We start from the raw sequence: 14,275 nt of genomic DNA on the forward strand, positions 1-14,275 counted from the left end.
AATGGTCGAAACTTTGCTGGAAGTTCGCAACCTGAGTAAGACCTTTCGCTACCGTACCGGGCTGTTTCACCGCCAGACCGTCGAGGCGGTCAAGCCGCTGAGCTTTATGCTGCGCGAGAAACAGACCCTGGCGATCATCGGTGAAAACGGCTCCGGGAAATCGACGCTGGCGAAAATGCTGGCCGGGATGGTAGAGCCGAGCGGCGGCGAGGTGCTGATTGACGATCGTCCGCTGGAATTCGGGGACTACTCTTTCCGCAGCCAGCGCATCCGCATGATTTTTCAGGATCCGTCGACCTCCCTTAACCCGCGCCAGCGTATTTCGCAGATTCTGGACTTCCCGCTGCGCTTAAATACCGATCTGGAGCCGGAGCTGCGGCGCAAGCGCGTTATCGAAACCCTGCGCATGGTCGGCCTGCTGCCCGATCACGAGAGCTATTACCCGCACATGCTGGCACCGGGGCAGAAACAGCGTCTGGGCCTGGCGCGCGCGTTGATTCTGCGCCCGAAGGTTATTATCGCCGACGAAGCGCTGGCCTCGCTGGATATGTCGATGCGTTCGCAGTTAATTAACCTGATGCTGGAATTGCAGGAAAAACAGGGTATCTCTTATATCTACGTCACCCAGCATCTGGGGATGATGAAGCACATTAGCGATCAGGTTCTGGTGATGCATCAGGGAGAGGTGGTCGAGCGCGGAAGTACCGCCGACGTGCTGGCCTCCCCGCTTCACGACCTGACGAAACGCTTGATTGCCGGGCACTTTGGCGAAGCATTAACCGCCGATGCCTGGCGAAAAGATCGTTAACCGAACATCAGGAAAGTGGTCGGATTAACTAAGTTCGCGACACGTGATATTATCGCCGCGTTTTAACGACGATTGTCCCAATAAGATGACGATCGCCACAACAATGAATATAAGGATTAAAGCTATGGGTTTTCTTTCCGGTAAGCGCATTCTGGTGACCGGCGTTGCCAGCAAACTGTCCATCGCATACGGCATCGCACAGGCTATGCACCGCGAAGGCGCTGAGCTGGCGTTCACCTATCAGAACGACAAGCTGAAAGGCCGTGTGGAAGAGTTTGCTGCACAGCTGGGTTCCAGCCTGATTCTGGAATGTGACGTTGCACAGGACGAAAGCATTGATGCCATGTTTGCGGAACTGGGTAAAGCCTGGCCGAAATTCGACGGTTTCGTTCACTCAATCGGCTTTGCGCCCGGCGACCAGCTGGACGGTGACTACGTTAACGCCGTAACCCGTGAAGGCTTCAAAATCGCTCACGACATCAGCTCTTACAGCTTCGTGGCGATGGCGAAAGCCTGCCGCACCATGCTGAACCCGGGTTCTGCGCTGCTGACCCTGTCCTACCTGGGCGCAGAGCGTGCTATCCCTAACTACAACGTGATGGGTCTGGCGAAAGCGTCTCTGGAAGCAAACGTGCGCTACATGGCGAACGCGATGGGTCCAGAAGGCGTGCGTGTTAACGCCATCTCTGCTGGCCCAATCCGTACTCTGGCGGCGTCCGGCATCAAAGATTTCCGTAAAATGCTGGCGCACTGCGAAGCGGTTACCCCGATTCGTCGTACCGTTACCATTGAAGATGTGGGTAACTCTGCGGCATTCCTGTGCTCTGACCTTTCCGCGGGTATCTCCGGCGAAGTGGTTCACGTTGACGGCGGTTTCAACATCGCAGCAATGAACGAGCTGGAAATCAAATAAGCAGTCGCTCTCTTCCCTCCCCGGGAAGAGAGTTTTCCCCCCGCCACGCCTTTCGTTATTCCGTTCCGCTATTTGTTATCACCTAACAATATTTTTCCCCTCATCCGCCATACGCCAGGATATTGATCGCCATTTTGAGATCAAGGAACGCCCATGGAACAACGCCGTTTTTCCGGCAAAGGCCACTGGTATCACGAAACCCAGTCAAACCATTCGCAGACGGACGTTCTGCCTCTGGTGCCCGAAGCCGCTAACGTCGACGATCGTTTTTTGCTCGATTTAGCGTTACCCGACGAGATTGTCGCCGAATGCGAAGGCTGGCTCGCACCCGCCCGCGCGCTGTGCCACCAGCTTTTCCCCCTCGACGTAACCGTAAACCGGTTAAGAACCCTGAGCGCCTATGACAGGCTAAGCACCGCGCTGACGGTTGCCCAGGCCTGCGGCGTGCAGCGTCTTTGTAACCACTACGCCGCCCTGCTCGCCCCGCTTCCCGGCCCGGACTCCTCCCGAGAAAGTAATCGCCGCCTTGCCCAGATCACCCAGTACGCCCGCCAGCTTGCCAGTTCACCGGATGTTATCGACGATAAAGCGCAGCAGCAGCTCGATGAAGTTGGCCTGACTACGTACGACATCGTCTTAATCAACCAGATCATCGGCTTTATTGGTTTCCAGGCGCGGGTCGTCGCGGCGTTTCAGGCCCTGCTTGGCCATCCCGTGCGCTGGCTGCCGGGGCACCACATTCAGCCCCACGCGCTCATCCCGCCCGCTGAGGACAACGGCGCAGACTGGCAGGCGATTATTCCGGAAGTTGAGCTGCGCTACGCCAGCGCGCCGCAGCTTGAATCGCTCGCCCGCTGGCAGGCCGAACCGGAAATTCAGCGGCTGACGCCCGTGCTATGCCACGAGCCCGCGCTGCTCGATCTCACCGGGGAAATATTGGTAAGCGGCATTCGCGCCAGCGTGTCGTCGCCGTCGCTGGCCGCGGCAGTCGCGCTGCTGACCCGTTCGCCCGACCGTTTTAGCGCGGCGCAATTCACCCCGCTGGTGGATGAAGGCATCCCGGCGGCGCGGGCGATCAACCTGCTGACGTGGAGCGCATTTTGCGGCTGGCTCGACCGTTTACGGGTGGCCCTCGGCAAAGGCGAATAACCGTACTTCTTACCTAAAGAGCGCTTGCCGTAGCAGTGAGAATCGCGTAAAACTGTCAGCCGCTCAATGGCTACGAAAATAGAACATTATGTTTCAGGACAACCCGCTGCTAGCGCAGCTTAAACAGCAACTGCATTCCCAGACGCCGCGTGCAGAAGGGGTCGTAAAAGCCACGGAAAAGGGCTTTGGCTTCCTGGAAGTCGATGCGCAGAAAAGCTACTTCATTCCGCCTCCGCAGATGAAGAAAGTGATGCACGGCGACCGCGTAATGGCCGTCATTCACACCGAAAAGGAACGCGAGTCCGCCGAGCCGGAAGAACTTATCGAACCGTTCCTGACCCGCTTCGTGGGCAAGGTGCACAAAAAAGACGATCGTCTGTCTATTGTTCCCGATCATCCCCTGCTGAAAGATGCCATCCCTTGCCGCGCCGCGCGTGGCGTTGAGCATGATTTTAAAGAAGGTGACTGGGCCGTTGCAGAAATGCGCCGTCATCCTCTGAAAGGCGACCGCGGCTTCTATGCCGAGCTGACCCAGTTCATCACCTTCGGCGACGATCACTTCGTGCCGTGGTGGGTCACGCTGGCGCGCCACAATCTTGAAAGAGAAGCGCCGAACGGCGTTGCGACCGAAATGCAGGACGAAGGGCTTGAACGCCGCGACCTGACAGCGCTGGACTTTGTCACCATCGACAGCGCCAGCACCGAAGATATGGACGATGCCCTGTTTGCCGAAGAGTCCGCAGACGGCAAAATTGTCCTGACCGTCGCCATCGCCGACCCTACCGCATGGATTGTTGAAGGCAGCAAGCTGGACGACGCCGCGAAGATTCGCTCGTTCACTAACTACCTGCCGGGCTTTAACATCCCGATGCTGCCGCGCGAACTCTCTGACGATCTCTGCTCGCTGCGTCCAAACGAAGTGCGTCCGGTGCTCGCCTGCCGCATGACCATTGCCGCAGACGGCACTATCGAAGACGATATCGAATTCTTTGCCGCCACCATCGAGTCGAAAGCCAAGCTTGCCTACGATGACGTGTCCGACTGGCTGGAAAACAGCGGCAGCTGGAAACCGGAAAGCGATGCCATTGCCGCGCAGATCCGTCTGCTGCACCGCATCTGCCTGAACCGCAGCGAATGGCGTAAAACCCACGCGCTGGTATTTAAAGATCGCCCTGACTACCGCTTTGTGCTCGGCGAAAAAGGCGAAGTGCTGAACATCGTGGCCGAACCGCGCCGTATCGCCAACCGCATCGTCGAAGAAGCCATGATTTCCGCCAACATTTGCGCTGCGCGCGTGCTGCGCGACAAGTTAGGCTTTGGCATTTACAACGTGCACACCGGTTTCGATCCGGCAAACACCGACGCGCTGGCTGCCCTGCTGAAAACCCACGACGTTCACGTTGACCCGGAAGAAGTGTTGACGCTGAACGGCTTCTGCAAGCTGCGCCGCGAGCTGGACGCACAGCCATCCGGCTTCCTCGACAGCCGCATTCGCCGCTTCCAGTCCTTCGCGGAGATCAGCATCGAGCCGGGCCCGCACTTTGGTCTGGGCCTCGAAGCCTACGCAACCTGGACCTCCCCGATTCGTAAGTACGGCGACATGGTGAACCACCGCCTGCTGAAAGCAATCATTAAGGGTGAGTCCGTGGCGCGTCCTCAGGACGACACCACCGTGCAGATGGCAGAACGCCGCCGTCTGAACCGCATGGCTGAACGCGACGTGGGCGACTGGCTGTATGCGCGCTTCCTGAAAGAGAAGGCTGGCACCGACACCCGCTTCCAGGCGGAAATCATCGACATCAGCCGCGGCGGCATGCGCGTGCGTCTGGTTGATAACGGCGCCGTTGCGTTTATCCCTGCTCCATTCCTGCACGCGGTACGCGACGAGCTGATCTGTAGCCAGGAGAATGGCTCTGTGCAAATTAAAGGCGAAGTCGTTTATAAGGTCACCGACGTGATAGACGTTAACATCGCTGAAGTTCGCATGGAAACCCGCAGTATTATCGCGCGCCCTGCCGCCTGATAACTTATTAAAATGTCGGTCATTTCCTTTAGGGAAAGACCGACATTTTCTCATCCTCAGCTAAGCCGCAAAATTCATCATTTTTTCTTACTATTTTCCGTTTCAGTCCACCCAAACTTGCCAGAATTATCTACAGTAAAAGAGTGCCGTCATATTCGGTTACGTGAATTCTTATACGGCCAGTATCCTTTTCAGCTCGACTCGTTTTAATATAATAAAACCGGGAAAAACAATAACTTTGCTTCGGCTTTACCGCTGTTTAACAACGGAAAAATCGACTGCAAATGAATAAGTTTTGCGCAAATGAGCAGTGACGGGAGAAAACATGATGGACGATCTGGAGCAGAATTTGCTGTTTCGTTACATGGGAACCCACAGTCCCTGGTGGCGTCTGACAGCTGATAGCAATGCTCTGCATCTGGCTGCAAGTGAAAGTGCCGATGTCATTCAGGTAGTCGCCCTGGACGAAGATCAGGCCGACCTTATTCGCCAGTTAACCGTGATTACTTCCAGCATTTCAATGACGCTGTCTTTGTACGGTGTCGATGTTCCCGTCCATCTGGTTGGCCGTAAAATCAATAAAAAAGAGTGGGCCGGGACGGCCTCCGCCTGGAATGACACCCCTTCCGTCGCGCGCGATCTGGCGCAGGGCCTCTCCTTCGCGGAGCAGGTGGTTTCTGAGGCGAACTCGGTCATCGTCATTCTCGATCAAAACGGCAATATCCAGCGCTTCAACCGGCTCAGCGAAGAGTACACGGGCCTAAAAGAGCATGAGGTTATCGGCCAGAACGTGTTTAAGCTGTTCATGAGCCGCAGCGAAGCCGCCGCCTCGAAGCGCAACATTACCGGATTTTTTCGTAACGGCAGTTCCTATGAAGTGGAACGCTGGATCAAGACCCGCAAAGGGCAAAGATTGTTTCTGTTCCGCAACAAATTCGTCCACAGCGGCAGCGGAAAAAATGAAATATTCCTTATCTGTTCAGGCACCGATATCACCGAAGAACGCCGCGCCCAGGAGCGCCTGCGCGTGCTGGCGAACACCGATACCATCACCGGACTCCCCAACCGAAACGCCATCCACGAACTGATTTCCGATGCCATCGAAACGCGCGGCGAAACGCAGATTGGCGTGGTGTATCTCGACCTGGATAACTTCAAAAAAGTGAACGATGCCTACGGGCATATGTTTGGCGACCAGCTTTTACAGGCGGTGGCGCTGGCGATCCTGAGCTGCCTTGAAGAGGGTCAGGTCCTCGCCCGTCTGGGCGGCGATGAGTTTATCGTGCTCGCCACCGATACCTCGCAAAGCACGCTGGAGGCGATGGCCTCGCGCATCCTTACCCGCCTGCGCCAGCCCTTCCGCATCGGGCTGATTGAAGTCTATACCGGCTGTTCGCTCGGTATTGCCCTGGCGCCCCAGCACGGCAACGACCGTGAAAGCGTGATCCGCAATGCCGATACCGCCATGTACACCGCCAAGGAGAGCGGACGCGGCAAGTTCTGCGTCTTCTCGCCCGAAATGAACCAGCGCGTCTTTGAGTACCTGTGGCTGGATACGAACCTGCGCAAGGCGCTGGATAACGATCAGCTGCTCATTCACTACCAGCCCAAAATGACCTGGCGCGGGGAAGTGAGGAGCCTGGAGGCGCTGGTGCGCTGGCAGTCTCCGGAGCGCGGGCTGATCCCGCCGCTGGAGTTTATCTCCTATGCCGAAGAGTCCGGCCTGATTGTGCCGCTCGGGCGCTGGGTGATGCTTGACGTGGTGCGCCAGGTGGCGAAGTGGCGCGATAAGGGCATCAACCTGCGGGTGGCGGTTAACGTGTCGGCGCGACAGCTTGCGGATCAGACCATTTTCAGCGACTTAAAGCAGGCGCTGAAGGATTTGAATTTTGAATACTGCCCTATCGACGTGGAGTTAACCGAAAGCTGCCTGATTGAAAACGAAGAGCTGGCGCTGTCGGTGATCCAGCAGTTCAGCCAGCTGGGGGCGCAAATCCATCTCGACGATTTTGGCACGGGTTACTCGTCGCTTTCGCAGCTGGCGCGTTTCCCGATCGACGCCATCAAGCTCGACCAGGCGTTTGTACGCGACATTCACAAGCAGTCGATTTCGCAGTCGCTGGTGCGGGCGATAGTTGCGGTGGCGCAGGCGCTGAATTTACAGGTGATTGCGGAAGGGGTTGAGAGCGCGAAAGAAGACGCCTTTCTGACCAAGAACGGCGTCAACGAACGGCAGGGATTCCTCTTTGCTAAGCCCATGCCCGCTGCCGCATTCGAGCGATGGCTTAAGCGCTACCAGTCACGGAAAATGCGCTAGCTTGCTTTGCGTAAACCTGCCGCGTGATGGCGGTTTTGCAGCATCACCAGACGCTCCATATAGGCAATATCTTTGGGTTCAAGGCAGAACGCCGCATCGACCCAGTCCTCCGTAATGTCCATCAGTTCACTGCGCGGAAGCTGCAGCACCCGAGTGCGCGCGCGAAGCATCGCCCTCACGCCGTTCATCTTCGGCTGCAATGTGTCGATAAAGGTGCGTACCGACACGTAGCTTTGCCCCGGTTCAAACAACACGTCCACCAGCCCGTGCTGTTCATACCACTCCGCCGTGTGCGATTCCCCTTTGTAGATAAGCTCCTCCGCCAGCTTCATGCCCGAACGGCGCGCAACCAGCGAATAGCCGCCCATGCCGGGGAACAGGTTAAAGGCGATTTCCGGGAACCCTAAGCGGGCATCACGCTGTGCAAGCACAAAATGATGCGCCAGAGCCGCCTCAAACCCGCCGCCTAACGCGCTGCCTTCCACCATTGCCAGCGTGATGGCGCCGGTATCAAAACCGCGTGACGCGGCGTGTACGCAGTCAACGCAGGCGCGCGCATAGGCGCGTAACGCCTCGCGGCGTCCGTTCTGAATGCACTCCACAAAGAACTGCAGATCGCCCCCGGTGTTGTACATCTCCGGGACCAGCGAGCCGGTGACCCAGAAGTCGACAACAAAACCGGACTGTCTGACCAGCCAGGAGAGATTCATGATCTCCTCAATCAACGCGTGGTTGAAGCAGGGACGCGGCTGCGCCCGAAGCATCATCCACACCGTGCGACGCTCCTCCTCGTAATATGCTGCAAGCTGGGTGAATCGTTCAGTATCGGTAAACAATTTGCAGGTTGCCTGATTGATAACTGTCATAGCCTAATTCCTCATATAAAAAAGCGCCTTGCGCGCAGAATTAGACTAATCCACAGCATCTACTCACTGCATGAGTCGGGATAAAATTATCACTTTCGTTTATGTGCTTTCCTTTGCGCATTTTTTCCCTTCTCTTTTGATCCTAATTTCTGCATCATTGAAAATATTAACTTTTCGCTCCTGGGGTGAGATTATGTCTAAGATTGATGCACAGACCGTGGCACAACGTATTGATACCGTGCTGGATATCCTGGTGGCGGGCGATTATCACTCTGCTATCCGTAATCTTGAGATTCTGAAATCTGAATTACTGGCGCAAAACGGCGCCGAAACGGCACCCGATAGCGCGCAACCAAAAGCCCCGTGGGAAGTGTAATCACCACGTTTTCGACCTCGTTTTGCTTTATTAATGGATGCTATGAACTCCCGACAACAAATCATTTTGCAGATGGTCATCGATCAGGGACGCGTGAGCGTGGTCGACCTCGCTAAAGCCACTGGCGTATCTGAAGTCACAATCCGTCAGGATCTGAACCTTCTGGAAAAACAGAGTTACCTGCGTCGTGCGCATGGCTACGCCGTTCCGCTGGACAGTGAAGACGTCGAAACCCGCATGATGAACAACTATGCGCTGAAGCGTGAGCTGGCCGAGTTTGCCGCCTCTCTGGTCAACAACGGCGAGACCGTGTTCATCGAAAACGGCAGCAGCAATGCGCTGCTGGCGCGCACGCTGGCTACGCAGAAAGACATCACCATCATTACCGTCAGCAGCTACATTGCTCACCTGCTGAAAGAAACGGATTGTGAAGTGATCCTGCTTGGCGGCATCTACCAGAAAAAAAGCGAAAGCATGGTGGGCCCGCTCACCCGTCAATATGTTCAGCAGGTGCACTTCAGCAAGGCTTTTATCGGCATTGATGGTTGGCAGGCGGATACCGGCTTCACCGGTCGGGACATGATGCGTTCTGACGTGGTTAACGCCGTGCTGGAAAAAGAGTGCGAGGCGATTGTTCTGACGGACAGCTCGAAATTTGGCGCGGTTCACCCGTATACGATGGGCCCTCTCTCCCGCTTTAGCCGCGTCATCACTGACGAACGTCTGAGCGATGAGCACCGCCAGCAGCTCGAAACTACCGGCCTGACGGTCGATATCGTCAAAAAATCCGCGTAATACTTTTCTGCGTCTGATTAACGGGCGCAGATTATTTCCTCTCTGAGAGAATTCCTGGACTCCCTTTAAGACTTTTTACCTGTATAACCTGCTATAAACTCGTAAAATTAATGTTAGCGATATAACAGGAAGTGACTATCACCTGCGTGATTACGTAACGCCTGCGCGACCAGGTTTCACGGGAAAAGAAATTTATGTATGCCACCAGGCTATACTTAAAGTGCGTTTCTTTCCGTGGATCGATAATTCAGGAGAAATAATTATGTCTTTAACCAGCAAAAAATTAACCGCGGCTGTATTAGCTGTTGCTCTGGCAATGTCTCTGAGCGCTTGTTCTAACTGGTCTAAACGTGACCGTAACACAGCCATTGGTGCCGGCGCCGGTGCTGTAGGTGGTGCGGTCTTAACGGATGGTAGTGCGCTGGGTACATTAGGTGGTGCTGCTGTCGGCGGTATTATCGGTCACCAGGTGGGTAAATAATCTACATAACGGCATCCACCGGTATAAAGATATATTAAGTACATTTCAGGTCTGACTTACACGCATTAAAAAAGAGCCACGGTTTTCGCCGTGGCTCATTTATTTTATCCGCCTGCCAGTTTTACTTTCATGCCTTTGGCTTCAAGCAGCGTTTTAATTAAATCGCGCTTATCGCCCTGGATCTCGATAATACCGTCTTTCACGGCCCCGCCGCAGCCGCATTTCTTTTTCAGCTCTGCCGCGAGCTTTGCCAGTTCGGCATCGTCAAGATCGATGCCGGTCACCAGGCATACGCCCTTACCTTTTCTTCCGCTGGTCTGGCGCTGAATGCGCACAATGCCGTCGCCCTTTGGACGTTCAACGGATGCTTTAGGCTCATCGATACGCCCGGTTTCGGTGGAATAGACCAGGCGGCTGTTAGCGTCGTTCATTACGCCCCCTTCTTCAGCGATGCGTTAATGTCTTTCAGGGTTTGCGCTGGATCCGCAGACTGCGTGACCGGACGGCCAATTACCATGTAATCCACGCCTGCGGTCAACGCCTGCTCTGGCGTCATGATGCGGCGCTGATCGCCCGCCGCGCTGCCGGCCGGGCGGATACCCGGCGTGACAAGCTTAAACGCCTGACCCAGTTCAGATTTGAATCGCGCGGCTTCCTGAGCGGAACACACCACGCCGTCCAGACCGCAGCTCTGCGTCAGACGAGCCAGGCGTTCGGCGTGCCCGGCAGGTGACAACGTCACGCCCAGATCGCGCAGGTCGTTTTCGTCCATGCTGGTGAGAACGGTCACCGCAATCAGCAGCGGCGCGTCTTTACCGTACGGCACCAGCGCTTCGCGGGCAGCCGTCATCATCCGCGCCCCGCCCGAGGCGTGGACGTTCACCATCCAGACGCCGAGTTCTGCCGCAGCGGCAACGGCGTGGGCGGTGGTATTTGGAATATCGTGGAATTTGAGGTCGAGGAAGATTTCAAAACCGCGCTGTTGCAGATCGCGAACAATCTGAGGCCCAAACAGCGTGAACATCTCTTTACCGACTTTCAGGCGGCAGTCACGGGGATCAATGCCATCGACGAAGGCCAGTGCGGCATCGCGGTTATTGTAATCAAGCGCAACAACAACAGGAGAATCAGTAACTACGCGGGAAGTGGAGGATGTAACAGACGTCATGACCAGCCCTTTTCGTCTATGGGCGCGCAGCGGCGCGGAACAGATAAACGGCGAGCATTCTACCTGTCAGGGCGGCAAATTAACAGAATCGATTTTCTTTCCTGCCAGGCCAAATGCCGCACGGAGCCGCATAATCTAAAAAAGCCTTTAGTATGTTGTAACTAAAATACTGGCTTTTAAAAAATTACTGCCCGTCCAGACCGCGAATCGGCTTGATGGTGGACCAGGCGCGGCACGAAGGACAGTGCCAGTAAAGCGTATAGGCAGTGAAACCACACTTCTGGCAGCGGTAGCGCGGCTTGCTGCGCACCTGCTCGCCTACCATGTCGCGCAGCACCATCAGGCTCTCCTTGGCGCGCCCTTCTTCCGCATCGTTGAGGTGGTAATCCATCAGCTTATGGAACACGCGCATTGTCGGATGACGCTGCAGCTGACGCGTGATATACACCTGCGCCGTGTCGCTGCCCTCGTGCTCCTCGACGATATCAGACAGCATCAGCTCGGCCGTTGCGCCCGTATTCTCTTCCACGCAGCGGCGCAGGAACGCGACCCACTCATCCTGCTTGCCCAGCTGCTGATAGCAGGTTTGCAGCATTTCCAGCGTTTCGCTGACCAGCTCTTTATCCTGATCGATGACCCGCAGCAGGCACTCTACCGCTTTCGCGAAGTCGCCTTTCGCCATAAACACGCGGCCCATCATGATGGAAATGCGCGCGCTGTTGCGATCGGCGGCGGCGCCTTTCTTCAGCAGCGTCATGGCTTTTTCCATGTCGTCGTTGCCCATCTGCTGCAACGCCAGCTCGCAGTAGAAGTGTGCGATCTCGACGCGCTGTTTGTCTTTCCCGAGCTTCACCAGGCGCTCGGCGGTATCGATGGCTTTCTGCCAGTCGCTGGTTGCCTGATAAATCTGCAGCAGCTGCTGCAGCGCGCTGATGCGAAAATCGGTTTCATCCACCAGCTGTGAGAACATGTCTTCCGCGCGATCGTACAAGCCGGCCGCCATATAGTCGCGGCCCAGCTGCTGTACGGCCAGCAAACGCTGATCGTAGGTTAACGATGCGCTTTCCATGAGGGTCTGGTGAATGCGGATGGCGCGGTCAACCTCGCCGCGCGAACGGAACAGATTGCCCAGGGTGAGATGCGCCTCTACGGTGCCGGTATCCTCTTTAAGCATGTCGAGGAACAGGTCAACCGCTTTGTCCTGCTGATTACTCAGAAGGAAGTTCACCCCCGCAACGTAGTCGCGGGAGAGTCGGTTGGCTTCATCCTGCTTAGTTTGTTGCGCACTTCTGCGGCCCATATACCAGCCATAGGCTGCGGCTACAGGCAAAAGCAGAAACAACAACTCCAGCATAGTCGATTATTCCTTGACTACCGGCACACCAGAGCTAGCTGGGATGTCAGTTGCGGGCGCAATTTGCAGTTCGAGGCGTTTAATTTTGCGTTCAGCGCGTGCAAGCGAAACGCGCACTTTCAGCCAGAACAGGCCACACACCAGCCAGCCGATAATAAAACCGGCAGCGAACAAGACGGCAAGCAGGCTCGATACGCGATACTCGCCCTGGGCCAGCAGATAGTTAAACGTAACCTGCTGATCGTTTTGCGCGCCCAGGGTGACCGAAATGACAAAAATCGCCAACACCAGTAAGAAAATAAGTAAATATTTCACATGACTTCCCGTTATGTGGATCAAGCGAATAAAGTGTGTTCAATTTACCGCAATCAGCCTTATAAACTACCATTTTAGTGACGGGCGCGAAACGGAAAAAGTAACGCGCCCGTATAGGATTTATGGGTAAAATGCGGAATATCAACCGTCAGACGTCGCTTTCGTCACGTTCCGCAATTTCTTTCTTCTCTTCCGGCGGCGGAGCCAGCGGCCCACAGACTTTCTGCGCAAGCCAGGTGGCAAGGGTTACCAGCAGCCAGGAGATCAGCGTGGCGACCACTAAATCACGCGGCCAGTGCATCCCCAGCAGCAGACGACTGCCCATCACCGCCGTCGCCCAGACCAGCAGCACCGCGATTGTCACCGTGCGTCGGCGCGGCCACAGCAGACCTACCGCAAGTAACGCCCAGCTCGCCGCAAACATGGTATGCCCGGACGGGAACGCGAAGCCGGTCTCCTTTTGCCAGTGCTTGCGCAGGAATTTCGGCACGTCCTGCTGCTCGGAAAGCTGCTCTTTCACCAGCGCACCGCGATCCTTACGCTTTAAATTGTAGAACTCATCTACCGGGACATGGTGCGTTTTTTCCAGCCAGACCACGAATGGACGTGGCTCCTGCACGCGATCTTTCACCCACGACTTCAGCCCCTGTCCGACCAGAATGGCGCACGCGAGGATAGCAAAGAGCATAATCGCCGGGCGCAGTCGAAAGCGCAGACACCACAGAAACCACGCGCAGAGCAGCACGTGGGTAATGATTCCCCAGGGTTGAGTGACCGTTTCCGTTACCCAGTACAGCGTTTTAAGCCAGGTGGCGTTTTGGCCGGGCTCCCATGCCCAGCCTGAAATCCAGACCGCCAGAGGCATAATCAGTAACAGGGCCGCACCGGCAGCCGTTCGTCGTGCGATGGAAAGCATGTCATCTCCTTGTTTGCTAAGCCCAACAATCATAACTGAATTTTCTGAGAAGCGTAGAGATGTCGGATTGTGCGTTTAACGTGCGTATAGCATGGCGGTCATTAGGCGAAGTTGCTGAGCTTGTGGCAAAATGATCGGATACAGAAAGCCAAACAGGCGATAGACGCGAAACGTGTCAGCATACTCTGGAGAATCACATGCAGCTTAAACGTGTGGCAGAAGCCAAACTGCCAACCCCATGGGGCGATTTCCTGATGGTGGGTTTTGAAGAACTGGCAACCGGACAGGATCACGTCGCCTTAGTTTTCGGCGACATTTCGGGGCAGACGCCGGTGCTGTCTCGCGTCCATTCGGAGTGTCTGACGGGCGACGCGCTGTTCAGCCTGCGCTGCGACTGCGGTTTCCAGCTGGAAGCGGCGCTGTCCCACATCGCGGAAGAAGGCCGCGGCGTGCTGCTTTATCACCGTCAGGAGGGCCGTAACATCGGTCTGCTGAACAAGATCCGCGCCTATGCGCTGCAGGATCAGGGCTACGATACGGTTGAAGCGAACCATCAGCTCGGCTTTGCCGCTGACGAACGCGACTTCACGCTGTGTGCCGATATGTTCAAGCTGCTGGGGGTCGATGAGGTGCGTCTGCTGACCAATAACCCGCGCAAGGTGGAGATCCTCACGGAAGCAGGCATCAACATCGTTGAGCGCGTCCCGCTGATCGTCGGCCGCAATCCAAAAAATGCCCACTATCTCGACACCAAAGCCGCGAAAATGGGCCATCTGTTAAGCGAGTAAAGGTTG

General features: G+C 55.9%; 15 protein-coding genes. 9 read left to right on the forward strand and 6 right to left on the reverse strand.

The annotated features are described in order from the left end of the window. The first annotated feature begins 1 nt into the window (after position 1). The 5 genes from sapF to pdeR all read left to right on the forward strand — a co-directional run bounded on the left by sapF (position 2) and on the right by pdeR (position 7,210). Positions 2-808 (forward strand): putrescine export ABC transporter ATP-binding protein SapF, encoded by an 807-nt coding sequence (sapF, locus tag AB6V08_RS06995; protein ID WP_368542012.1) that lies wholly within the window; start codon positions 2-4, stop codon positions 806-808. Between the two features lie 124 nt (positions 809-932). Next, positions 933-1,721 carry an enoyl-ACP reductase FabI gene (gene fabI / locus AB6V08_RS07000; protein WP_368542013.1) on the forward strand — a complete coding sequence of 263 codons (789 nt, stop codon included), beginning with the start codon at positions 933-935 and terminating at the stop codon, positions 1,719-1,721. A gap of 153 nt (positions 1,722-1,874) precedes the next feature. Continuing rightward, positions 1,875-2,870, forward strand: a complete 996-nt coding sequence (locus AB6V08_RS07005) for a CMD domain-containing protein (RefSeq protein WP_368542014.1) — start codon at positions 1,875-1,877, stop codon at positions 2,868-2,870. Positions 2,871-2,958: 88 nt separating this feature from the next. Next, on the forward strand, positions 2,959-4,893 hold the full coding sequence (locus tag AB6V08_RS07010; RefSeq protein ID WP_368542015.1) for an exoribonuclease II: 1,935 nt from the start codon (positions 2,959-2,961) through the stop codon (positions 4,891-4,893). Positions 4,894-5,218: 325 nt separating this feature from the next. Then, positions 5,219-7,210 carry a cyclic di-GMP phosphodiesterase gene (gene pdeR / locus AB6V08_RS07015; protein ID WP_368542016.1) on the forward strand — a complete coding sequence of 664 codons (1,992 nt, stop codon included), beginning with the start codon at positions 5,219-5,221 and terminating at the stop codon, positions 7,208-7,210. Here pdeR and AB6V08_RS07020 read toward each other — a convergent pair. Next, complete coding sequence (locus tag AB6V08_RS07020) at positions 7,207-8,076, reverse strand: crotonase/enoyl-CoA hydratase family protein (RefSeq protein ID WP_368542017.1); 870 nt, start codon at positions 8,074-8,076, stop codon at positions 7,207-7,209. The genes pdeR and AB6V08_RS07020 overlap by 4 nt on opposite strands. Positions 8,077-8,269: 193 nt before the next feature. On the opposite strand from AB6V08_RS07020, the gene AB6V08_RS07025 reads away from it, so the two are divergent. From AB6V08_RS07025 to osmB, 3 genes are all read left to right on the forward strand, one after another. Then, the gene (locus AB6V08_RS07025; RefSeq protein WP_368542018.1) at positions 8,270-8,452 is read left to right on the forward strand and encodes a protein YciZ/DeoL; all 183 of its coding nucleotides are present in this window, start codon (positions 8,270-8,272) and stop codon (positions 8,450-8,452) included. A gap of 42 nt (positions 8,453-8,494) precedes the next feature. Next, positions 8,495-9,247, forward strand: coding sequence for a DNA-binding transcriptional regulator YciT (yciT, locus tag AB6V08_RS07030; RefSeq protein ID WP_368542019.1), 753 nt, complete (start codon positions 8,495-8,497; stop codon positions 9,245-9,247). A 262-nt stretch (positions 9,248-9,509) separates the two neighbouring features. Continuing rightward, positions 9,510-9,728: an osmotically-inducible lipoprotein OsmB gene (osmB, locus tag AB6V08_RS07035; RefSeq protein WP_368542020.1), complete on the forward strand. Its 219-nt coding sequence runs from the start codon at positions 9,510-9,512 to the stop codon at positions 9,726-9,728. A gap of 104 nt (positions 9,729-9,832) precedes the next feature. Here osmB and yciH read toward each other — a convergent pair whose 3' ends face one another. The 5 genes from yciH to pgpB form a co-directional block, all read right to left on the reverse strand. Then, complete coding sequence (gene yciH / locus AB6V08_RS07040; RefSeq protein WP_368542021.1) at positions 9,833-10,159, reverse strand: stress response translation initiation inhibitor YciH; 327 nt, start codon at positions 10,157-10,159, stop codon at positions 9,833-9,835. Continuing rightward, positions 10,159-10,896, reverse strand: a complete 738-nt coding sequence (pyrF, locus tag AB6V08_RS07045; protein WP_368542022.1) for an orotidine-5'-phosphate decarboxylase — start codon at positions 10,894-10,896, stop codon at positions 10,159-10,161. The genes yciH and pyrF overlap by 1 nt, the downstream gene beginning before the upstream one ends. A gap of 184 nt (positions 10,897-11,080) precedes the next feature. Continuing rightward, entirely contained in the window at positions 11,081-12,250 is a 1,170-nt protein-coding gene (lapB, locus tag AB6V08_RS07050; RefSeq protein WP_368542023.1) for a lipopolysaccharide assembly protein LapB, read from the reverse strand. Positions 12,251-12,256: 6 nt separating this feature from the next. Continuing rightward, the gene (locus AB6V08_RS07055) at positions 12,257-12,565 is read right to left on the reverse strand and encodes a LapA family protein (RefSeq protein ID WP_368542024.1); all 309 of its coding nucleotides are present in this window, start codon (positions 12,563-12,565) and stop codon (positions 12,257-12,259) included. A 148-nt stretch (positions 12,566-12,713) separates the two neighbouring features. Further along, positions 12,714-13,481, reverse strand: a complete 768-nt coding sequence (pgpB, locus tag AB6V08_RS07060) for a phosphatidylglycerophosphatase B (RefSeq protein WP_368542025.1) — start codon at positions 13,479-13,481, stop codon at positions 12,714-12,716. A 197-nt stretch (positions 13,482-13,678) separates the two neighbouring features. Between pgpB and ribA the strand changes: the two genes are divergently transcribed. After that, positions 13,679-14,269, forward strand: coding sequence for a GTP cyclohydrolase II (ribA, locus tag AB6V08_RS07065; RefSeq protein ID WP_182271649.1), 591 nt, complete (start codon positions 13,679-13,681; stop codon positions 14,267-14,269). Positions 14,270-14,275 lie beyond the last annotated feature (6 nt).

Source organism: Enterobacter soli, from assembly GCF_964208575.1.
Lineage (GTDB): Bacteria > Pseudomonadota > Gammaproteobacteria > Enterobacterales > Enterobacteriaceae > Enterobacter > Enterobacter soli_A.